Source organism: Nodosilinea sp. AN01ver1, assembly GCF_050565655.1.
Classification (GTDB): Bacteria; Cyanobacteriota; Cyanobacteriia; order Phormidesmidales; family Phormidesmidaceae; genus Nodosilinea.
Genome location: NZ_JBNXVS010000048.1, coordinates 12,972 through 35,216 on the forward strand (window position 1 = coordinate 12,972; position 22,245 = coordinate 35,216).

Annotated in this window: 19 protein-coding genes; 6 read left to right on the forward strand and 13 right to left on the reverse strand. The window is 53.5% G+C overall.

What is annotated here, in order from left to right:
• Positions 1-405: 405 nt before the first annotated feature.
• The 7 genes from ACQ4N7_RS25260 to ACQ4N7_RS25290 form a co-directional block, all read right to left on the reverse strand.
• Complete coding sequence (locus ACQ4N7_RS25260; RefSeq protein ID WP_430714211.1) at positions 406-564, reverse strand: hypothetical protein; 159 nt, start codon at positions 562-564, stop codon at positions 406-408.
• Positions 565-739: 175 nt separating this feature from the next.
• Positions 740-1,867 carry a peptidoglycan DD-metalloendopeptidase family protein gene (locus ACQ4N7_RS25265; RefSeq protein WP_430714212.1) on the reverse strand — a complete coding sequence of 376 codons (1,128 nt, stop codon included), beginning with the start codon at positions 1,865-1,867 and terminating at the stop codon, positions 740-742.
• Entirely contained in the window at positions 1,851-2,273 is a 423-nt protein-coding gene (locus ACQ4N7_RS25270; RefSeq protein WP_430714213.1) for a hypothetical protein, read from the reverse strand. The genes ACQ4N7_RS25265 and ACQ4N7_RS25270 overlap by 17 nt, the downstream gene beginning before the upstream one ends.
• Before the next feature lie 2 nt (positions 2,274-2,275).
• Positions 2,276-2,824 carry a hypothetical protein gene (locus ACQ4N7_RS25275; protein ID WP_430714214.1) on the reverse strand — a complete coding sequence of 183 codons (549 nt, stop codon included), beginning with the start codon at positions 2,822-2,824 and terminating at the stop codon, positions 2,276-2,278.
• Positions 2,824-4,119: a hypothetical protein gene (locus ACQ4N7_RS25280; RefSeq protein WP_430714215.1), complete on the reverse strand. Its 1,296-nt coding sequence runs from the start codon at positions 4,117-4,119 to the stop codon at positions 2,824-2,826. The genes ACQ4N7_RS25275 and ACQ4N7_RS25280 overlap by 1 nt, the downstream gene beginning before the upstream one ends.
• Positions 4,103-4,765, reverse strand: coding sequence for a hypothetical protein (locus ACQ4N7_RS25285; RefSeq protein ID WP_430714216.1), 663 nt, complete (start codon positions 4,763-4,765; stop codon positions 4,103-4,105). The genes ACQ4N7_RS25280 and ACQ4N7_RS25285 overlap by 17 nt, the downstream gene beginning before the upstream one ends.
• A 63-nt stretch (positions 4,766-4,828) precedes the next feature.
• Positions 4,829-5,347, reverse strand: coding sequence for a hypothetical protein (locus tag ACQ4N7_RS25290; RefSeq protein ID WP_430714217.1), 519 nt, complete (start codon positions 5,345-5,347; stop codon positions 4,829-4,831).
• A gap of 188 nt (positions 5,348-5,535) precedes the next feature.
• Between ACQ4N7_RS25290 and ACQ4N7_RS25295 the strand changes: the two genes are divergently transcribed.
• From ACQ4N7_RS25295 to ACQ4N7_RS25305, 3 genes are all read left to right on the forward strand, one after another.
• Positions 5,536-5,730, forward strand: coding sequence for a ribbon-helix-helix domain-containing protein (locus ACQ4N7_RS25295; RefSeq protein ID WP_430714218.1), 195 nt, complete (start codon positions 5,536-5,538; stop codon positions 5,728-5,730).
• The gene (locus ACQ4N7_RS25300) at positions 5,727-5,996 is read left to right on the forward strand and encodes a hypothetical protein (protein ID WP_430714219.1); all 270 of its coding nucleotides are present in this window, start codon (positions 5,727-5,729) and stop codon (positions 5,994-5,996) included. The genes ACQ4N7_RS25295 and ACQ4N7_RS25300 overlap by 4 nt, the downstream gene beginning before the upstream one ends.
• 380 nt (positions 5,997-6,376) lie before the next feature.
• A complete protein-coding gene (locus tag ACQ4N7_RS25305; protein WP_430714220.1) occupies positions 6,377-8,074 on the forward strand; it encodes a hypothetical protein in 1,698 nt (565 codons plus the stop codon).
• Positions 8,075-8,123: 49 nt separating this feature from the next.
• On the opposite strand, the gene ACQ4N7_RS25310 is transcribed toward ACQ4N7_RS25305, so the two are convergent.
• On the reverse strand, positions 8,124-9,191 hold the full coding sequence (locus tag ACQ4N7_RS25310; RefSeq protein ID WP_430714221.1) for a PDDEXK nuclease domain-containing protein: 1,068 nt from the start codon (positions 9,189-9,191) through the stop codon (positions 8,124-8,126).
• A gap of 343 nt (positions 9,192-9,534) precedes the next feature.
• On the opposite strand from ACQ4N7_RS25310, the gene ACQ4N7_RS25315 reads away from it, so the two are divergent.
• The 3 genes from ACQ4N7_RS25315 to ACQ4N7_RS25325 all read left to right on the forward strand — a co-directional run bounded on the left by ACQ4N7_RS25315 (position 9,535) and on the right by ACQ4N7_RS25325 (position 11,622).
• Positions 9,535-10,302, forward strand: coding sequence for a ParA family protein (locus tag ACQ4N7_RS25315; protein ID WP_430714235.1), 768 nt, complete (start codon positions 9,535-9,537; stop codon positions 10,300-10,302).
• Entirely contained in the window at positions 10,299-10,778 is a 480-nt protein-coding gene (locus ACQ4N7_RS25320) for a hypothetical protein (RefSeq protein ID WP_430714222.1), read from the forward strand. Before ACQ4N7_RS25315 ends, ACQ4N7_RS25320 begins: the two co-directional genes overlap by 4 nt.
• Before the next feature lie 295 nt (positions 10,779-11,073).
• Entirely contained in the window at positions 11,074-11,622 is a 549-nt protein-coding gene (locus tag ACQ4N7_RS25325) for a tyrosine-type recombinase/integrase (RefSeq protein WP_430714223.1), read from the forward strand.
• 140 nt (positions 11,623-11,762) lie between these two features.
• Here the strand turns inward: ACQ4N7_RS25325 and ACQ4N7_RS25330 are convergent, their stop codons facing one another.
• The 5 genes from ACQ4N7_RS25330 to ACQ4N7_RS25350 form a co-directional block, all read right to left on the reverse strand.
• Positions 11,763-14,921: a helicase-related protein gene (locus tag ACQ4N7_RS25330; RefSeq protein ID WP_430714224.1), complete on the reverse strand. Its 3,159-nt coding sequence runs from the start codon at positions 14,919-14,921 to the stop codon at positions 11,763-11,765.
• A 30-nt stretch (positions 14,922-14,951) separates the two neighbouring features.
• Entirely contained in the window at positions 14,952-16,610 is a 1,659-nt protein-coding gene (locus tag ACQ4N7_RS25335; RefSeq protein WP_430714225.1) for a RecQ family ATP-dependent DNA helicase, read from the reverse strand.
• Positions 16,610-17,593 (reverse strand): hypothetical protein, encoded by a 984-nt coding sequence (locus ACQ4N7_RS25340; RefSeq protein WP_430714226.1) that lies wholly within the window; start codon positions 17,591-17,593, stop codon positions 16,610-16,612. Before ACQ4N7_RS25340 ends, ACQ4N7_RS25335 begins: the two co-directional genes overlap by 1 nt.
• Positions 17,580-19,295: an ATP-binding domain-containing protein gene (locus ACQ4N7_RS25345; RefSeq protein ID WP_430714227.1), complete on the reverse strand. Its 1,716-nt coding sequence runs from the start codon at positions 19,293-19,295 to the stop codon at positions 17,580-17,582. The genes ACQ4N7_RS25340 and ACQ4N7_RS25345 overlap by 14 nt, the downstream gene beginning before the upstream one ends.
• A 100-nt stretch (positions 19,296-19,395) precedes the next feature.
• On the reverse strand, positions 19,396-22,224 hold the full coding sequence (locus ACQ4N7_RS25350) for a DUF1156 domain-containing protein (protein ID WP_430714228.1): 2,829 nt from the start codon (positions 22,222-22,224) through the stop codon (positions 19,396-19,398).
• Positions 22,225-22,245 lie beyond the last annotated feature (21 nt).

Here is a 22,245-nt window from a genome sequence, read left to right on the forward strand (position 1 = left end):
CTCTGTCTAGGCGCGATATCGATGGTGGTGAACTTGAGGCAGCGGGCGTGGGCTGCTCCCCGGCAAACAACACGACTCGGGGAAGAAAGTAAAGAAACTTGGCTACATTTCGACGAACGTTAACGGGTTTGACGCGCTCGACCAGCATCCTGTAAACATGCCAGCTTTGAGTGCCCTGAACCAGCCGGTTCAGGGCACTCTAGAGTCGAGAGCAGACATACTGTCTCTCGCCCCCCCCCATAAACCCGAACTCTTATAAAAAACCTGCCCCCTGGTGCCCCGTGCATTGGGGGGTTATTAAATTTGATCCCACCTGCGGATAATTTTGGAGGCTGGGTACGGAGTAGAGGGCAGACCTTTCCACCCCGCAAAAAAACGACTACAGCCAAGGGCTGGGGTGAAATTCTATTGGGGCTCTTGCGCCTCAAGCTGCTCCAGGGCAGCGATCGCGCTTTGGATGCCCGCGTAGGCTTTATCTAGCAATGCGGCCTGGGCTTTGTCGGCGGGTTCAGTATGTAGGATGCGGTTGAGGATCTGCTCTAGGGTCTGAATGTCGGCGTCCATTTGATACCTCGCTGGTGTGGTCTAACCTGATTTATCCCATTGCCCTGGCCTCGGCGCTGCTGCTGGTCAGCGGATTTTTTACCCTAACTTTGGCGTACTGTGTGGACTCTCCGCGAAGACCCCGAATAGGGGCGTAGCAACGATGGCCTATCCAAAACTATCCCTCGGTGTGAGCCTACTTCTCCAGGTTCTCCTGCCTTAGCCGATGAAACTTCTCCGCCGCACTGTCGGCATAGCTCTTAATGGACTCATAGCCTGCCTGGGGTCGAGTATCGTGGGCCAGCTCAGGGTTGCCCGAATACCACTCCGCCGCCACCCGCTTCACCGCCGTGTTCATATCGTGGCCCGCCTGAATCTGCCGCTGTAGCGCACTCTCCAGCTTGACCCCCACGATTTGCTGCTGAATCTCGGGATTCTGCAAAAACTCCTGGGGCGACACATCGCGGCCCAGCACGTCATAATCCCACCCGCAGTTGCTCTTCGGCTTACCGTCCCAGGAGCAATTGAGATTCTGCGGCATCACCTGCCCCAGGCCCAGCGCCCCCGTGTCAGGGTTGACGGCGGTGTGGTCACCGCCCGATTCCTTAATGACAATCGCCTGGTAGAGGGCAATCGTATCCCCCAACCGCTCATGGGGCTTGCGACCATTCAATGCCCAGACCAAGTAACCCTTCTGCGGAGCCTGGGCCACGCCGCCTTGTAGCTGCTCCCAATGCAGGTGAGCGCCCGTGCTGCCCCCCGTGTTGCCGGTCTTGGCCACCACCGCCCCGGCCCGATGCTCACCCCCCTTGCAGTGGGACAAGTGAGCCGCCCTGAAGGTGATCTCAGGGAATGCCGAACTGGTCATATCCGCCACCGTGCCATAGCCCTTGGGGTCACTCCAGCAGCGCACCGACACCCGATCCCCCGCGTAGCCAATGGCATGAACCTGCACCCCCTCCGGCGTCGGCAGGTCAATGCCCGAGTGCATCCGCATCTCGTTATGGATGGGGTGCATCCGCAAGCCAAAGCCCGAGTTGACGGTGTAGCCCGCAATCACATCGCCCTGGCTGATCAGGGCCTTGAAGTCATCGTCATAGAACCCAGCCACGGACTCTGCGACCGCGCTGACTTTCCTGAACCGTGCCCCCCAGGATTCATTCGTCTCCTGATCGACCATCACCCAGGTCGAGATGGCGATCGCCCCGACGCAGCCCAGCTTGAGCACCAGCTCGCCCGCCTGCATTGCCGTGCCAATCACATAGCGCCAGGTCGGCGGCAGCTCCGACCAGTGGGGTTTGTAGTTTCTAACGGTTGAGTTCACTGTGGGTCACCTCCCCTTCCGTCACAGTCACATCGAGGGCCAAGCCATTGTCCAAAGCCCAGCGATAGACCCCGTTACCCAAGGCACAAGCAGGCTGACCCAACCACTCCAGAGCGATCGCCTCCGACTCCCCCACCAGCGCTCTGCGCAGCTCCGCCTTGGTGGCATCGAGGGCAACGGGGTCAGGGGCCACCGCCACGCAGGTTTGCAGACGAGCATCCTCGCCAGACAAACGATTCACCAGCTGCCACGCCGCAGGTTGATGAGTGTTGACCCACGACCTCACCCCATAAATTGGGTTGTAGAACTGCCCCCGGCCTGGCTGCTTCAGGTCTAAAAACGCGGCCCCGACGAACAACGCCGCCAGGGCCAGCAGGTACCGGGTTCTGATTCGCCAGAACAGCATCCCTACTCCCCAACCTTCACAGCGCGAGTGTAGGGACGGGTTTCAATCGGTTGACCGACCCGCTCTTCCCCGGTCAAGACCTTGTGAGCGCTGCCCGCGATGCTCTGCGTCGGCACCACCAACATCGCCCCGAAGTTAGTCCCCGCCACCACCGGATTCCAAATGTCGCCCCCGGCCTTAACCGCCGAACCTTGAAGGACATTCAGCCCCGCTGAGAGCACAAACAACCCGCCCCACACCGAGATAAAGGCTCCACCCATCGTCTGTAACGGGTGGTTCCGCAAGCAGCTGAGGCCGCTGCGAATCACCGGGAAAATGCTCCAGGGATCGGTAGTGGGCGTGATGACAAAGATGGGCTTACGCTTGCCGCTGGTGGCATCAAACCAGCCGCCATCCTGCACATTAGAGCGCATGGCATTGCGTGGCGCGAGTTGGACACCGCTGCCCCGCCCCGGTGAGCTGAGCTGAGGCGTGATGTCGATGATTTGCCCGTCGATGATCTCGGGGCCGTTGTTGCTGTTAGCGAGTTGATTGTTCTTGGAGCTAGCCATTAGGAATTTTCCTCAATGATGGATTTGATGCGGTCAAATAAATCACAGCCCTCCTGGTACTTCTTGCCGGTGCAACCCAAGACCTCTTTGATGACTTGGGAGCGGGGCATCCCCTGGGTCAAAGCGTTGGTTACCGCGATGATCAGGGGCAGATCCGGGGCTAAAGTGGGGTCTGGAAACTTGGAAACTTTCGTTTCACCCAGAGGTGAAAGCCTTACCCCGTCTTCGTTTCCGTCCGTTGCACCTGCCGTTGCAGGGGCGTAACTCGGTTTCGGCACTTCATAGGCCACCATCGGCAGCCATTCCTTGATTTCTGAGTGGTAAAAGACCGCCTGCTTCGGCGAGAACGATCGCTCAAAAATCACCTCATCTTCAATCGGTGGAATGCTGGTGTCAGACTTCCGCAAGCTCTCCAGATGGCTCTGGCTGCTGGGGGTCTGAATGGTGAGCAGATCAAACGTGGCTCTCATGCCACCGCTGACCCCGATATCACCCACCAGCGACGACTGAGTAATGGCCCACAGCGCCCGATCATCCGTCTCCCCCGACGACAACTCCATGGTGAGCTGCGACTTGAGGAACCCGTCGTACCAGGTCTTGAAAGCCGTCTTCATCATCGCCAGTTCGTCGATGATTAGCACCTTGGGCCGCTGGGGCAGTTGCCGCCAGGCAAAGATGAATTTCTGCATCTGCTCGCAGATGTCGTCAATGTCTTCCTTACTCTCCAACGAGTCAGCCATGAACCCGAGCACGTTGTCGGCCTGCTTCCAGTAACCGTGCTCTTTGGGGTGGTACTTGGGCTGAATCACCCACACCACCGCGCCCTGTTTCACCTGGGCCTGGCGGTAGGCATGGGCCACCGTGAGCCCCTTGCCGACCCGAGGATTGGCTGAAATCAGCGTGGGTCGCATACGAGCAGCGAGAATAGCGGCAGGGTTGCCCACCCGGAAAGACTCAGTCGCTCCAGCGAAAGGCACCTGCCCATTCCAGCTTTGCGGTTCTGGTTGAATCTGGGGGCCTGCGTTGGTCGAAGACCGGCCCTCAAGGGCCATCGCCACCTTAGGCTGCTCCCCACCCAAGGCCCAGGCCACTCCACAGCCGACGGCCACAGCTCCAAAGGCAATCGCCGCAGGCAGATAGGGATAGGTTTTCTCGTAGCGAATCTGAGCCCCATTGGCGAAGGCTTCTAGATCGGCAGGGGTAAGGTTGCTGGCAGGCCGTTGCAGCCCGCAGAACAACCCCAGGGCAGCGGCCCCCATGGAGCCATAGAGCAGATGGTTAGTCTCTAACTTCATGGGCCTGCACCTCTTCAGACAAAGAGTGTTGTCGGTCGTGGTACTGCACCAGATTCTCAATCGCTACCACCGCCAGATTGGTCGGCGGATCTTGGGGCAGCGCTGCCATTGACCGCGCCACCTCCACGGCCTCAACTCGAAAGAGCGCCGCATTCGCCTGTCGCCAATCGCGATCGCCCTTGGCGGCATCCAACATCACCTGGGCATCGCGCTGGTAGCGGTTGAGGGGGCAGATGATCTGTTGTTGGTAACAGGGGTCAGTGGGCTTTAGAACGTCTTGTTCCGCTTGCTGGCGGTAACGGTAGGCCTCATTGTTGAGCACCGACCGACCGACATCGGCCAACACCAAACGACTGTCTTCGTAGTTGCCTGAGAGCCGGTCTTGAGCCGCAGCCAGCACGTTCTCGTAGTCAGGAGCGGGTAGTTCGCTCTGATAGGTGCCCTCGTCACCCGTTCGGCCTGACTGAGCAAAGGCGAAGGCAATGCCGGAGAGGGCGGCCACCGCGATGCCACCGGCAGCCCAGTAACGACGGTTTTGCCACCAGGGAACCGGGGCCAGGTAGATGTTTTGGATAGGTGATGCACCGCCAACGACCTCGCGACGGTATTCGAGGGGGACGGCAGGGGGAGTGAATTTAGCTTCCATGGCGTTATGACCAGAGTTACGGCGTTAACAGGATGAAAACGGCGGTTATCAGGGCCAAAACCCCTAACCAGCAGCAGCGGTATCGGGCGTATCTGCAACGACGCCCAACTCCTTTCCCACCGTTTGTTGCAGCTGCGCGTGGGTGGCCAGGGCGGTGTTCATCTCGGTAACGGCCATCTCGTGGCCCAACTGGCGACCCGACTCAGCGGCCATGCCTAGCAGAGCGTTCCTAAAACTGGCCTGATTGCCCTTAAACGCCCCCAGTGCCTGGGTGAGCTGCTGCTGTTGCAGATGGCGACTTAACTCGCTGTTGACGCCCCGAGTGGCCAGCGGCGGCGGCGTGTAAACCGACAAACCACTGCCCAGAACCTCGACGTGCTGCGCAGGGGGCGCGGGCGGTTTATCAGGGATAAACAGGGTTTGAGCGATGCTGTCCTGTTCAGCCGGGCTCAGCAATGTGGGTAAACCCTTGCCCTGAGGCGTTCCTGAGATACCCAGGGCGGTCATCTTGCGCCCGATTTCGGTGTGGGACACCCCACAGACCTCAGCAAACTTGCGAATCGATAGTGGTTGACGTTCCACGTCGTTACACCTCTTAGTTACAGCTTGAAACTTCGGTAAATCAATGCTTTAGGCGGTTCAGTGGAACTGATTCGTTCCAGTCACGTTCCACGGATAGTTACAGTGTTAGCATGAATCGGCATAAATCGGCATCAATTGAGCTAATATTGCATAGTTGTAAGCTGAAACCCTTAAGTAGGAATAAGATGATGGGCATTGGAGATCCCACGGCACCGCAGGACATGGTTAAGCGAACTACTGTCACTTTTGAAGATGAGCTTTATGCACAAGTTGAGGCGCTGGCGGCATCAGAGCAGCGCACCATACCTAACTTGCTTGTCTATCTAGCGGCAAAAGCTGTGAGGGAGTATGGCGATGCCCAGTCAGGAGAGGGCAGCAAGTGAGCACTACCGGCGACAAAGCTAAACGCGCCACAGTTGCGATTGGCCCGCTGTTGGTCGATGGTTTCCAGATGCCCGATGGCTCCTATCGGATGATCCCAACCCAGGTGGCTGAAAGCGTGGGCAAGCTTGAAATTAACGCCCGACGGTTTTTAGACTCAATGGGTATCAAAGCCTCGTGGGGTAGGGCTTATACGCCGGACAGTATTGAAGTGGGTTCGCCGAACAAAGGCGCGTTCAGATCCAGCAACTCCGCGACGCTGGTCTAGAGCCCTGGCGACTACCGCCAACCGAGCGGTAAACACAGTCTTTTGTTGCACGTTAGGAGGCCGATACCAACCCCAAAACCCTGATGAAATCTAATATCTAGAGTCGGCTTGCCCGGTGTAGACACCTGTACTATGATCCGGCAATGATTCACGCCCCGCTGGGCTGACCACTTAGCGATTGCGTGAATCAGTGTTAAGCGTCCTGACCAGACCCTTAATACGCAAAAAGAACCGGCAGCGAATGCCACCGGCTCTTTAAAAAGCGAAAACCCGAGAGGACCAGTTCCCGAGTCGCGCATCAATTACTTATGCGGCTATGGTAACACCGGCTCTCTCTCGGGGCAATACCCATTGCTCTTTTTTAGGAGAGAGAAGCCCCCATGACCGCATCTATAGGATGGGGCGAGGAGTCGCGTAAGATTCCCCGTTCCGAACCCCTCCCCGCTGACCCCACCGGCCAGCGGCTGTGTGAAATTTTTGGCCACTACCCCTGGAACTTCATCCGCGCCGACCTGCCGGATGACGCCACCACCAAAGCCGCCTGGACAACCGTTAACACCTACCCCCTGCGGCCCCGCGTTCTCTGGAACCAGTGGCAAGACGCTAACCAGCTGATCGGCGTCCGCTTCACCCACGACACTCGCTACGCCCTGCTCGACCTCGACGCCGGGGGTGACTACTGCACCGCCGAAGGCGTCGCCCAGATCCGTGCCGCCCTAGAGACCATCGGCATTACCCGCACCCTGCTGATTCGCTCCAGCTGGAGCGGCGGCCTGCACCTCTACCTCCCCTTTGCCGAGCTAGTCAACACCTTTAACCTGGCTGTCACCCTCAAAGAATGCCTCCAGTCCCAGGGGTTTCGGCTCCAAGCTGGTCAGCTCGAAATCTTCCCCAACGTCAAAGCCTACGGCGTTCAAACCTTCATCGAATACATGGGCCACCGACTGCCCCTCCAGCCGGGCAGCGGCTCCTGCCTGCTCGACGATGCCCTCAACCCTGTCGGCAGCAGCCTGGCCCGGTTCTTCTGGCTCTGGGATGGTGCAGCTAGCCACCAAGACATGGAGGCCCTACGCCATGCGATGAAAATTGGTCGCGACAACCACCGCAAGCGACCCAAGCGCCGCAGCCACCCCGTCGAGAGCTGGCGACACGACCTCGACCTTGAGATTACCGAGGGCTGGACAGATTACGGCCAGACCAACCACCTGCTGAAAACCATCGCCTGCTATGGCCACGTCTTCGAGGGCATCCAAGGCCAGGCCCTGATCGACTACACCCTGCGCATCGCCCTCACCTGCTCCGGTTACGAGCAGTACTGCCGCCACCAGCACGACATCGAGCGCAAAGTCACCGCCTGGGCCAGAGCTGTCGAAGGCTACTACTGGCCCCTGGGCACTACCCCCAGCCGCGACACCAGCCAGCCCAAAAACAACCTGGTGCCCTTCAACCAGCAGCAGGCCGAAGACGCCCAGCACCGCATCTGTACGGCCTACACCGAGCTAGAGAAAGCCGGAGAGCTGCCCGAGCAGATTACAGCCCGAGCCAAGGCGATCGCCCAGTTGGCCAAAGTTAGCCAGCAGACCCTATACAAGCACCTCAGCCTCTGGCACCCTGCCCACCAAGAGGGTGTAATAGCCCAGCTGGCAAGCCTTCTAGCCCCTGAAGAGGTGAATTCTGAAGCGATGCCAGAATCGCTAGAACCCTTAGAAATCAAGGAATTACACCCCTTGGAGAGATATATGAAGGGTGAGGCGCTTTGCGCCGGTGATTTGGGGTCGGATCAAACCTCTTTTATTCCGGAAAGGGGGGTGCGGGGGGATGAGACCTCTTTTCCACAGGAAGCAGAGCCTGTTGCCTACGACTTAGCCCTACACGAACAGATTCAACAGCAGGTTAGGAGCCTGGGGTGGTCTGTGGAGGTGATTCGCCAGTTCATCGCTGACCGATTTGAGGGCAAGCGCTGGTTTGAGCTGGCGGACGAGGAGCGGTTGCTACTGCTCTATCATCTGCGTGGGCTTGGTTCCCTTGATGCTGGAGATCCTGCTGACGTGACTATCCAAGGCATTCTCACTCACTAACCGATAGGTTCTTATTCAAGCAGCATGGTATGGGTAAAGCCGCAGGATTTCACGGTTCATCCGGCTGATCGTCTCCTAGCTCTTTCACAGCAGCTTCCAACTCCATTTCCAGCTGCTCAGCAGTCGGTAGACTATCTTGCAGAGCTGGCGGGAGTTCGTCACGCACCATGTACGTTGAGACGCCGATCGGGTGCTGTACAGCATCAAGGGCGTACTCAACGACGGTTTTGCTTTTTGATTTACAGAGAATAATGCCAATGGTCGGATTATCTCCCTCGGCGCGTAGCGTGTGGTTAACCGCCGAAACATAGAAATTCATCTGGCCTGAGAAAGCAGGTTCAAACTCCCGCATCTTAAGGTCGATAACGATATAGCAATGCAGGCGAACATGGTAGAAGAGCAGGTCTATCCGATACTCTTTGTCATCCACGACAATCGGATACTGGCTTCCGAGGAAAGCAAATCCGACGCCTAATTCCATCAGGAATGCCCGGATGTGGCCTAACAGGCCCCGTTCCAAATCCCGTTCTTGTGCATCTTCCCCAAGCGTCAAAAAATCGAAGTTATAAGGATCTTTCAGCAATTGGTGGCTTAAATCAGAATTTTCAGGGGGTAATGTTCGCTCGAAGTTCGTTATTGCTCCGCCCTGACGCCCATACAGATTGCTGTCTATCTGCATGGCTAGAATGTCGCGACTCCACCCATGATTGATGGCCTTTTGTGCATACCAGATGCGCATTTCCAGGCTATTCAGCTTGGAGAGCAATGCGATGTTGTGTCGCCAGGGTAATTGTGCAACGCTGCGTTGCACTAATGTTTCATCGGGGTAGGCCTCGGCAAATGACCGCATATATTTCAAGTTTCGCGTCGAGAATCCCGATACATCCGGAAATTCTTTTTTCAAATCCTTGGCCAGGCGCTCAATAACTTTGCTGCCCCAACCCTGCGTTAGCTGGCGATTCACAATCTCTTGGCCTATATGCCAATAGAGCATGATCAGCTCCTGGTTGACGGCTTGGGCAGCTTTGAGTTGCGCTCCACGGATGCGTTGCTTTAGGCCATTAAGCAGGGCAAAGTAGTTTTCGTCTTCGGGAAATAGGGCAGGGGGTTGGGGCATAAAGCAATAGTCATTGGTGGATCAGCGGCCATAAAGAGACGTGACCAGCGCAGAAATTCTGAACCTTGTAACCACTGTTTTACAAGAGCTTCAAGAGATGTGGCCCATGTTCACACGTATCAGTGCCATACCCCATCTGCCCTTGAAGTAGTCATTGTGTAATTATACAATTAAGCAAAGACATAGCTCACAGTTGCTTTAACTTCGAACTGAACAAGCTCCACCTGCTAACCTTTAATATATAAGGGCTTGAGCCTATTTAAGTCTCGCTATATTCTGGCTTAATCAATTTACTATGTCTTTAGCTAATTGTGTGATTGTATAATTAGGTGATTAATTCATGATGACACTAGCGTCTCTTTCTCTATCCGGGGGGCAGGGTAAGACCACGGTGGCTGTCCTGCTAAGCAAGTACCTGGCTCGTGCTGGTTATACCGTGCTTGTGGTAGACGCAGACCCCCAGAGCAACCTAACCACATTTTTACAGCATGAGGTCGCAGTTGATCAGCCAACCCTGCTAGAGCTTTATCGCAAACAGGTAAGCCTAGAAGATGCAACCTACCCGACAGCGACTAAAAATCTCTTCTTAATTCCGTCCGACGATGGGTTAGATCAAGTTCAGGAGTATTTGGCCAGCTCTGGGGTAGGGGCTTTAGCTTTGGGTAAACGGCTAGAACCCGCCAAAGGCTCCTTTGATGTCGTAGTGATCGACTCCCCACCTCAACGGAGTCAGATTTGTAAAAGCATAATTGGGGCTGCGGATCAGATCGTGATTCCTTGTGAGGCTACGGTCAAGGGATATGGTTCGCTCATTCGTACAGTGGAGGCTGTTCGCGAGCTGACAGAAGATGGTGTTTCTGACGCAAAAGTTCTAGGTGTGATTCCCTTTCGAGATCGCTGGGTAGGTCGCTCTCGCACCAAAGAGAGTGACATGGTCATTAGCGAAATGGCAGGAGAGGTTGGAGAGAACGTGATGCTGCCTTCGATTCGAGAGTCAGAAAAATATAAGCAGGCCATCAGCCAAGGCGTTCTCCTAGAAGATCTAGGCTATCCAGACCTGGCCTATCCCTTTGAATCATTGATTGCTCGTATTCGGGAGGTGCTGAAGTGAGCGATGGACAAGATATGTTGGCTCGTATTAAGTCTCGGAGTCAGCGACCTAAGGTAGCGCGAGACACATCCCTAATTTCACCTGCCCAAGACTCCCAGGCTTTTGAAGCAGTGGCGATGGAGCCTTCACCATCGGCAGCAGATGAACCAGCGCATCTTCAAGAGCCTCCCAAAGTGACTGCTGAAAAGCCTGGGGTTGAAACACCTTCCTTGGAAGACCAGCTAGCACAGTTGATTCAGGTCGCACCTCGGCGCAACATCCGCTTAGAAGAAAACCTGGATAAGGAGATTGAGCGCTTTGTCCAAGACCAGGATTTGACTATAGATACGTTGCTAGAGGCTTGCTACCTCATCCTGCAAGAGGATGCTGAACTGCAAGCTCGGGTTGTCTCCCAGGCTTCAGAAAGGCTAGCTGAACGCAAAGAAGCAGGCAAGCTACGCCGGATCTACAGCCAAATGCAAAAGCTCAAAGGGTAGATAAACTCATTACACAATTAGATAATTGTGTAATGAGTTCTTTATACATGTATATTTTTGTGCAAACAGTAGATTGAATAACCGATGAAGGTGACTCAGCACCATAACTCAGATTCCGTCTCACCATTCCAGGCCTGAGACACTTCAACGAAAAACCAAGGGTTTTCGGCTGTCTCATCTGAGACGCAGAATCACCCGTCGACCCAATACCCGGAAACCCTTACAAACCGTTGTTTTCTACTCAACAGAATCTCAATTTTGTCTAGTAGAGTGGGGGAGGCGCATAACGGATCCGATGAGCACGAACGGTCAGGCGAAGGTCTTAACCCATGATGAAATTGCCCGGCTGTTTGCGGCGATGGACTCCCCCCGCGATCGGGCGCTGTTCGGTATCATGCTCTACGGCGGGCTGCGGGTGAGTGAGGCGATCTCACTGCGGCCTAGCGACATCAAGGGGGATGTGCTGGTGCTCCCTGCCAAGGCGACCAAGGGCAAGCTGGCCACCCGGCAGATCGATATCCACCCCAAGCTGGCGGCGCTGCTGGCGACCTACGACAACGGCGGGGCTGAGTACCTGTTCCCCGGTCGGCATGGGAGAGGCCGGTTGGCCCGCTCGTCGGCGGATTGGCTGCTCGACCAGGCGCTGGCCTATGCCGGGCTGGATGGGATTGGCATCAGCACTCACAGCTTCAGGCGCACGGCGCTAACCAATTTGAGCAATGCGGGTATTCCCCTGCGGGTGATTCAAGAGATTAGCGGCCACCGCAGCCTGGCCAGCTTGCAGCGGTATCTGGAGGTGAGCCCTGAGCAGAAGAAGAAGGCGATCGCGACCTTGGGGTATTAAGCGAGAATGCCACGTATATCGGGCCTAGGATGCCTGAGATCTCGGCTTTGGCTTGAAGCTTGGTGGCCCCTCTCCTAAGCGCCTTCACCTAACGAATTAACAGCAATCTGTGACCGCGCCGGTGCTTTCTGTGGCAGCTCTTACCCTACTTTAATTATTTCCTCAAATAGGGGGTCTCCCCAGAGCAGCAGTCGTAGAGAGGGGGTTTCTTCAAAGACCTTTGGCTGGAACGTGACCCGGTAGGTTTTCTCCTTGTAACTCAGTTGCCACACGTCTTGCTCTGCTTGGGTAAAGTGAATTCCTTTTGTTTTGAGGAAGTTCGACTGGGTAAATGTCGTCTCCACAACCTCCGGAGTAATGGCGGTAGGCGGCAGCGGTCGCTGAATCTCTTGTAGGTCGGCCTCCACATCGCGCTTTACCATGTCATCGAGGGCGGGGCGCTGGGGCGGAGCCGATAGAGCGGTATCGAACTCAGAGAGCAAGACATCTTCCTCTTCTTCATCGACGCTCATAGTGGCCCGTTCGATGAAGGTGGGCACCTGGGCCAGAATAGGCTGGAGGTTGCCGACGACAGATTCAAAGGCCCCAATGCGATCGCGCAATTTCTTATACACCTTTGCTTCCACCGTACCGTCGTAATAGAAGTTGTGGATGGTGACGGTAGGATACCGCTGGCCAATGCGGTCAATGCGGCCAATGCGCTGCTCTACCCGCATGGGGTTCCAGGGCAGGTCGTAGTTAAACAGCACCCCGCAGGTTTGCAGGTTCAGACCCTCGCTGGCGGATTCGGTACAGAGTAGAATCTTGATCTCGCCATCGCGGAATCGGGTTTTGATGAGTTCTTTGGGCACGATCGCCCACTGACCCTCGCGCCACAGTTCGCCGCCGCGCCCAGAGTAGCAGGCCACCTGGTTGCCGTAGAGTTCTCGCAACTGCTCGCGCAGAAAGTCCATGGTGTCGGTGTACTGGGTGAAGGCGATCGCACTTTCCCGGTTCACCAGCTCCTGCCGCAGGGTGGCGATGAAGTGGGCCAGCTTGGTGTCTTCCCCGGTGTTCTCAAACTGTCGCAGTAGGGCTTCCAGGTGCTCGATCTCTCTGGGGTCTACGGGCTCCATATAACCCTCTAGCCCTTCGATCACCGCATCATCAGCATCGTCCAGATCCGCCAGGTCATCGGCGGTGAGGCCGCTGCCTTGCTGGGTAAGCAGCGAGTCGAGCCGCCGCTGGAGCGACTGCTGAATGGCATAGAAGGAGCTGGTTAACCGTTTGCGGTACAGGGTCATCAAAAAGCCCAGGGCTTTGCGCTGTTCCTTTTGGGCCAGGCGGTAGAAGTGGCGCACGTAGTCGCTGACCTGGCGGTAGAGGTCGGCTTCGCGGGTGGGTTCGAGGGTGATGGCGTTGTCGCACACTTCGCGGCGGGGGACATCTTTTTCTAGTAGGCCAAGGCGGTAGTACTCCCGCAAGGTGTCCCGTGTGTGGCGGAACATCATGTCTTTGAGGGGGGTGTTGGTGGAGAGGAATTGGAGAGAGGCGGCGATAAAGGCTTCGTCTTGCAGGTAGGTGCGATCGTTGATGGTTATTTTCAGCCGCCCCCGCCAAGCATCTTCCACTGTGCTGGCTAGCATCCGGTCTTGCTGACTGAGGTGCTGCTGGAGCCGGGGGCAGGGCTGGCCGCCACGGGCAAAGTAGTCGGCAGACATCGTTTGCCAAAAGTTCAGCAGGTGGCGATCGGGTTTGCTATCCAGTGACGCAAAGTAGTCGCAGAAGGTGTCGCCGTAGGCCCAGTGGCCCTGTAGTCCCAGCACATGCAGCAGGTCAAAGACTTCGATGGGGTCAATTTGCATCGGCGTAGCCGAGAGCAAAATCAGTGCTTTGGTTCTCTCACGCAGTTGCTCTAGCAGTTGCAGCAGGCGGTTGGGGGTGTCTTTGCGGGCCTGGGGCGATTTACGGCGGGCGTGGTGAGCCTCGTCGAGGATGACCAGATCCCAGGGCTCGGCATCGAGCAGGTCTTGCATCCGCTCTTTACGACGTACCAGGTGGCTGGAGGCGAGGATCAGGTTTTGGCTATTCCAGGGGTTGCCGGTGGGCGGGGTGGTGTGGCCGTAGGGGTCTTTGAACTCGCCCTGGGTGTAGCTCCAGAAGTGGAGGTTGAACTTTTCGCGCAGTTCTTCATGCCATTGAGGCTGGACGCTGGCGGGGGCCAGCACCAGGACGCGCTTGACCTTTTGGGAGACCAGCAGGTAGCGAAGGATTAACCCGGTCTCGATGGTTTTGCCCAGACCCACTTCATCGGCGATCAGGAAGCTGCGGGGGAACTCGGCGGCGGCGCGTTTGAGGATTTTGATCTGGTGGGGCCAGGGCTGAATGGGGATGGATCTGAGGCAAGCGCTGAGGCAGCCGGGGTCTTGGTGGATGTTGGCGATCGCCCGAAACATCTCCCGTTCCCTAGCTAGGGTTGCCTCATCAATCTGGGCCTCTGCCTCATCTTCCTGAATGGGCGCTGGGGCAGGTATTTCTAGCTGTTCACGCTCTTGCCGGGTGAGGGGGCGCTGATTAAACTCGTCGTCAGCTTTCCAAATAGGCTTTTGGGGTGGAGCGTAGCGGATCAGCTTGCGCTTGACGGCTTCAGGCACTTCAAATACGCGCACACTGGGGATTTGGTTATGCCAGTGCTGCTCGAACCGCAGCGTTTCTTCCTGTACGCGGGCCAGGTCGCGATCGCCCTCCCAGGAGCAGAAGACGTGGAAGGATTCGACGTTAAAGTTCCAGCCGCCGCTGGACTCGTTGTTAGAGCCGGTGGTGGCGATCTGGTTGCCGTCGGCGTCGGTGAAGAGGCAAACTTTCTCGTGATAGATGTAGTGGGTGTCGATGGCCTCGTCAGGCTCGAGGGGCTGACCGTCGTGGCGCAGGGGAATGGCGATGCGGATGTCGAGGCGATCGCTCTGAATTAGCCAGCTGAGGATTTCGAGGCGTTTGAGCTGGGCAAAGTTGGTGGGTGGGGTGAGGTTGGCATCGAGGCGGGTGGCGACGGCATCGCGGAGGGTGTAGCCCTGCTGGATGGCCTGGAGGTCGGTTTTGCTGAGGTGGCAGCTCATGATCAGGCGGATGCGGCCCTCGTTGTGGAGGAAGGCCCCTAGCCCTCCGGCAACCTGGCTGAGGATAGCGCTGTTGAAGAAGCCGGATTTGCGATCGTACTGGGTAGAACGTTCGAGGGCGGGGATGTAGAAGTCGGCGACGGGATTGCTGGTGTCGCTGGCATAGCTGATTTTCCAGTTGTAGGTCTTCAGGGGCTGCGGCATGGTTTAACTGAAGTTGGAATAAACAAGACTTCAAGAGCTTTGGGACTCTATCTGGATGCCCAGGTGTTTGCAAATCGCCGCTGTCGGATCTGAATTCGTCTCTACCAAATCTACTAACTGTTGAAAAGCTTCCAGCTTTGATTGTCTTTTTTCATCAAAGCCTTGGGTGATCTCCTTAATTTCATCCTCGCTTGGTTGTTTAGGATACTCGTAGAAAATCACCTTTTCAGGAGCACTGGTTAATCTAAGCTGACGTTGGGTAAAAGCTTCATAGAGTTTGTCTATAACCGAAGGTAGTGACTGTCCTAATTTGTGAGCGACGAGAAGCACCTGCTCTGTCTTAGATGCTTGCTTGAATCTATTAAATTCAGGAAAATCAGCATTTTGATATGTCGTGAAGCAGGCAATTCTACGCATCCCTTTAACTAATACTTTGAGAAATCCTCGTTCAACTAGCTCGTAGAAAATCATCGTAAGAGATGATTTTTCAGGGAAATCTAGCAATGGAGAAAGTGAACTGATGGGTTTCCCACCCTGAATTGCTAGTGGCGATGAGAGGCAAGCATTCTGAACCTCTTCGAAATTTGGGAAGCTAGATTTGAGCATGTCTTGGCGGACACTGATGTTTCTTTCTGAATACAATAGGTGCCCAAAAGAAGGACATCCATCTCGCCCTGCACGACCCACCTCTTGATAGTATTGCTCAATAGACTCAGGAATCAGATAGTGGATGACACATCGAATGTCGGGAATGTCTATACCCATACCAAAGGCATTAGTCGCAAAGATGATGTCGATTTTCCCTATCTCGAAACCTCTTAAAACTTCATCTTTTCGGTTGTCAGGCAAATCAGAATCGAAGTGATCACAGCTCCACCCTTCATCCTGATATTCCTTAGAGAAGGCTCTCGTGCCATATTTACCTGATTTGCGGTGAGTATAAACGATGATTTTATTAGGCTTCCCCTCCTGATTTATCCTGAACTTGTAGAGAAGTTCCTTTAATCGGATTTTCTTGGCAGCTTCATCTGTAAGCGTTTCAACAGTGAGTTTTAAGTTATCGCGAAGCAAGGATGGACTTTCAACAATATCTTCGGGAGCAATACGGAAGTCTCTACAAACTTCCTCTCGGTCTCGAGGGTTGAGAGTCGCAGTCAAAGCCAGAACTTTAGGCCAGTTAAATGCCCCAAAGGTGCGATCTAAAAAGTGAGGCACTACCTTATATGCAGGGCGGAAGCTATGTCCCCATTGAGAAACACAATGAGCTTCGTCTAAAACAATTAGGCCAACATGATCGCGATTATGCTTCAGTAAATATTCGATATATCCATCAAATGCAGCCTTCTCTGGCGACATAAAAATAAATTTACCGCCTTCTGTAAATGAAAAGTCTCGCAAGAGATTATAAAAATCTTGACTACCAAGACCACTCAGACATATTGCTCCAATTCCCTGCTCCTTGAGCCTCATCGTCTGCTGCTCCATTAATGCAATCAGTGGAGACACGACAATGGTGACTTTGTCTAGCAACAGCCCAGCTACCTGAAAAATAAGCGACTTACCGCCTCCTGTTGGCATAAGGCATAGAGTACTCTGGCTAGAGATTACTTTATCGATCGCCGAGGCCTGAACATCTCTAAATTCGTAGCCAGGAAAGTATTGTTCAAGGATTGTTTGTTTATTACGCATTAGATATGACTCGTAGCGTACTTCGGATTACTACTTTTCGTCAGGGTTTGTATATCTTCTTTGTGACAATGAGCAATTCCTTCGAGAAACGTGTTGACGTAAACATATCGGTAATGAGGGTCAAGAGGGGCACCGTGCTTTTCACAGTATTCGGAAATTTTTCTGTATAGCTTCATGGCGTATGCCGAGAATAAGCCATAGGGGTACCAATAGTTCTGGTCAATCTTATAAACCCCCTCATTACTATGAGCCTTATCGTTAACCATGATAAATTCCGATGTCTTAGTTGGCAGACTAAGGAATGATCTATCAGTCAAAAAATAAAGTCCAAATAGATCCATCTTTCCTCTCTTTGGGAAAATATTGGGATGCAGGTAATAAGTCACAAAGGACTTGATTCCCATTCCAATGACTCCTACGATTCCAAAATTTTCATCTTCTATCTGATTAAAATTGAATTCATCTGATTCAGAATATTGTGAATAATCTGCCTCTACATAAGAATTGGCATACTCATTTACGAATTGGACAAGATTACTAAAAATTCCTAGCAGATCACTGGAAGCTGTTTTAGCATATGAAATTTGCCATTCTCTCAGCTCCTCCGACTTAGCATAAAAAGAATGCATAATAACGGGACACTCCTTCGTCAAGAAGCCCTTAAATGCATTCTCGTCAAACATGAATTCGTCAAGCGCTTCCTCGTCAAAAGTTGAGCGATACTTTTCTGCTTCTTTCTCATAGTCTTCAATTTTCTGGGCAAATAGAGAGCTAATGCACTTGCTTTTATCTATACTAGTAGACTTGGAGTTCCATGCAGCAGCCAAATCTTGGGCACTTTTTGCATCTTTTACCCTCTCTAGAATTGTTTCGAAGTAATTAACAAAGTTCTTTTCGATTAATTCTTCGACTTTGGTGACGTGGTTATGTTTTTTGATCAGGTCAAATTCACGGGCTTTGTCAATTGCTTCAGATCGCAACATTATAATGCTCCTTATGCCATTCGGCATCGAGTAGTTTTGAAAGATTTTTTCGGTTGGGAACAAGCTTTGTACCAGGCTGAATTGCTTCTAGCGCTAACTTTATGCTCACGTCATCACATCCCTCTACAAAAAGGTGGAGTTCATCTCTAGCCCTTGAGCAACCTACATACAGCCTTTGTGAAAAGTTTGGTTCAGCAAAATCTGCCAAGGCGAGATCAACAATAAAGATTACTCGCGCTTCCAAACCCTTGAATTTGCGGACAGTTGTAAAGCAGATTTTTCCTTTTTCAAAGGATTCGACTAGAGGTATAGAGTGGATGGAGTGCAGATCCGCAAGCAGGGAGTTTTCTACGGTGCTCATTGTAAGAATGGCAATATCCTCTGGTTGTACCGCATCTTGGTTCAATAATTCCCCAACGATGCGCTTGATGCGTTTGCCAACGTCTACTGAATTGCCACAGTCATGAAGCCTAGTAGGGAAACCGGTAACTAGTTCGCCAGGTTTACCAGGAAAAAGGTTGGCGAAGCGATAGGCCGTTCTTGAAATTTGAAGGGTATTCCGACAGTTTTTGGTTAGTACTAGGCGACATTCGGCATTCACAACCCAGTTAGGCAACGTATCTCTAAAGATGAGCTGCTTCTTATCATAAAAGATATATTTACAGCCGTCCGTGCGCTCTGTCAGCCATCCTAGCCATTCATCTGAAAAATCTTGCCCTTCATCGATGATGACATGCTGGTATGGCCAAAATTCTGTGGGGTTAGAAAGATGCTCTAGAAACCTTTCTGCCATCAGGTCGAAAGTTGGGGCATCTCCGACCAACTTCCTGGCAACACTATGGAATGTGTGGAAGTCTACACTAGGTAGGTGATGCTCCTGCTTGAGAAAATTGCGGAGAGCGCTGTTATAGCAGAGGAATAGAACGTTTTCACCAAACTCTGACAGTCTACGAGCTTTTTCTAGCGCCACAACGGTTTTACCAGTGCCAGCAGTACCGCTAATGACGGCAACTTCTTGCTCGTCTAAGAAATCAATGATGCTAGCCTGCTGGCGAGTCATTTGAATAAACTGCTGAGCGCGTTTGGCAAAACCGGCTTTCAGAGAGGGAATGACCTTGAAGGTAGGAGCCAAAATGCTGATAACTCTCTCCTGCCCTCTCGGAGACAGATGATGGCTAAATTTCTGTCGCCAGTAATCAAAGACTGCTGAGATAGACGCCTTCGGGGAGTTGAGCGACTCCTCATCTAGGACAATATCTGAATGTAGGTTGAGCGGTAGGGGCTGTTTAGGAAAGGTTCCTGACGGAAACCACACCGCAGTACCAATTAGGCAATTTTCAGCAGGTGGAAGTGAGTTTTTGAAGAGCGGCAGGAGCTCAAATTTCGTACTAGAGGCCTGTTGCTCTGGGTCTTTCATGAGCTTTTCGACCCCTGTTGCCCGATTAGTCTGATACCAGCTACCAGCCTCAAACCGGATTAGCCCAGACTTGACTTCAATAATGAGTAGTCCACGCTGGGGGTCAAAGATCGCGAAATCGGCTTCTCCTTGGGGCTTCTTGCGACCATATTTGGGATTGCTAAGCCACCGTAAAGAATGAAAGACATAGCACCTATCATCCAGGCTTTTAAGAGCCTCAAAGACATCTAGCTCACCCTGGCTGTTATTAAAATCAGCAGGAGCTTCTGGAATCATTACAGCCATAGGAGAGATGCCTAGATGCCCTGTACTACCCTATAGTTCCCTACATCCTTGATACGCTAGCGTTTTCAGTCTGCCGGGAAAGAATAATATTTCTTGAGAATTAAACACCTAGGTTCAACGCTTGTTGCCCTTCTTCAAACGCTAGCTCTGGCTGCACGTAGAGCACCTTGGCCTGAATCTCATCCATCGCTAGCCATAGGTCGGCCAGCGCTTTTTCTTCCACCATGCGTTTGCGTTCGTCGCCGATGTGGGGGATCGCCTTGAGGGCCACTTCCCAGGCGCGCATGAAGAGGTCGTTGCTGAGTAGGCCGGTGGTTTTGAGGAAGCGGCGGACGGGGTCGATGCTTTGTTCTTCGAGGTAGAGGGCGATGATGGCGTGGAGGCCATCGACCAGGGCGATCGCGCTAAAGTCGTCGGGGTTGGTGGAGAAGGCGCGTTTTTTGAGGCGCTGCTGGGGGGTGAGCAGTTTGCAGGTGCCGCTGGCGGAGTCGATCAGCTTGTGGGTTTTGGCCAGGTCGCTGACGTTGAAGCCGCCGACGGCGAGGGCGAGCTGTCGCGCTTCATCAAAGGGGAACTCGCGGGCGCGGAAGGCATCCCAGGCGAGGATGTACCACTGGGTGAGGGGGTCGAACCCGGCGGTGTCGGCTTCGAGCAGTTTGCGGAAGCGGTAGTTGGCGATCGCCTTACGAGCTTCCCCAAAGGCGACTTCGGGGCGCATTTCGACGCCGGAGCTGTCGAGCACGGGCCAGGCGCGGCTAAAGACGTTGAGGGCGGGGCCAAAGGCGCTGAGGTAGAGGTCGATGCCGCCGATGTCGTTGGCTTCAAATTCGGGGGCGCGTTGCTCGACGAGGTTGGCGAGTTCGGGGCGCAGGTCATCCCACCAGGCGGAACCGGCGTTGGGGTCGCGCTTGCGGCAGACGAGGAGCACGGTGCTGGAGACAGAGTTTTTCTGGGCCTGGTGCAGGTTTTGCGGGTTCTCGGTGCTGACGGCCCAACTAGCGGTGATTTCAAAGCCTGCGTCGATGAGGGATTTGGCGAGCACATCCCAGGCACCGGAGTCTTTGTGGTTGAACTGGACGGTCATGACGCCGTCGTCGCGGAGGACGCGGAAGTATTCGGCAAAGGCGAGAGCCATTTTGGCTTCGTAGTCGCGGTTGGCGAGTTCTTCGGCAGACTCGCCCATGTTGCGGAAGCGGGAGGGGTTGGCGACGGCTTCGCGGTCTTTGTCGGTGAGTTCGGAGAGGTAGAGTTCGGGGAAGACGTCGCCGAGAACGCGCTTTTGCCAGACATAGAAGTAGTCTGAAAGTTCACTGTATTGAATGGTGGAATAGTAAGGCGGATCGGTGATAACTGCAAAGACAGAAGAATCTTTAATATTTATCAGACTATCAGCAGAAGTCATCTCAACTAGGATTTTCCCATTGTCTGAGTTTGGATGATCTGAGAGAAGGGACAGTCCTGAATCAGCACCTATTAATAAAGAAAGGTTTTTGTATTCAGCTGCGACAGTTTCCGAGCACCAATCCCAAAGCTTATATATTGATGTCTCTGGATAATTCCACATCAAGTTCAGTGAATGAGAAGAAGATGCTCCTGCTGGAACTAGTGGATCACCACGCCATCGAGACATTCTTGAGTTCATATCAGCACAACGATCTAAAACGAGGCTGAGATAGCTAATAATTGCTTGAAATTCCTCTTTCTTATATTCAAGCTGGGCTACTGATTTCAAATCTTGTAATATCTCAGAATAAGTAATAAGAGTAAGTAACTGCCGAGAATTAAAGCAGTCCTTGTATTGACGAAGTCCGTATTCGTAATTTCTTGGCGAATCATTTAATCCAATGCTAGTTGGTTCTTCGGGAACAAGATTTTTGATTTGATAGCCGGAGTAATTTAGATCTAGAAATGCCCTTGACCTTTCAAAACCCTCTGTATCTAGCTTATTGGGAAGCCTAAACTCTATGCTTGATTTTCCTTTCTTGTATGCAACAGAATACATCTGGCAATCTAAGCCATGCGTTGACGAGTATTTTTTGATCTCATCATCACTTAGGACAGATTCACAATTAGGGCATTTTCCTACACCGCGACCAAGAGTGACGGTTGTTGTAGGGTCATAGTCAGTATCATTCAACCGAATAGTTTTACCCTTGCCTTTTTTTCCTTGTATTAGGGCAAAATCGATGCATTTATTATCTTTGTTGCTAATTGGCTTTGCGGCACACCATCTTCCGGTCTTTGCTGCACTAGGAGATTTATTTAGCCACCAGTTAGGACTTAATGGCAGGACAGATTCGCATGTTGGGCAAGTTATAGTATGAGCCCAAAGATAATATTGAACCGTCTCCCCCTCCTGCGACGGAAAAAACTCCGCTAACCGCTTTTCCGCCTCATCGCCTACCCACTTCACCCACTTATCAATCTCATGCTGCAAATCTGGCCCAAACTTTAGCGGATACTCCATCGCCGCCTTCATCGTCACCACCGCCACCGGGTTCAGATCGCTCGCCAGCACATTCAGCCCATACCGCACCGCCTCAAACGGTATGCTGCCCCCCCCCGCAAACGCATCCAGCACCGTCGGCGTGCGCGTGCCCCAGGTCTGCTCACACAGGTCATGCACCTGCTTAATCCGCTCCGGGCTAGGCGGCGTCTTATATAGCTTCGTCGTGCTGTCCGGGTGCCCCGCCACCCGCCGGTTTAGCCCCAGCAGATACTCAAACTCCTCCATCGTCACCGTATCTGGCAGCAGCGAGCCCAACACACTCGCCCGACTAAACGACAGCGGCTTGCGCGAATACCACCGATGCAGCCCCTTAAACGGGTTGCCCCCATGCTCGTAATACACCTGCTTATTCAGCAGCGTCACCGGAAAAATCTTCTCGATGAACACAGCAGGGCGAGACTGAGGCTTTTGATCTGGCATAGCAAAAATAATTGAGCTGAG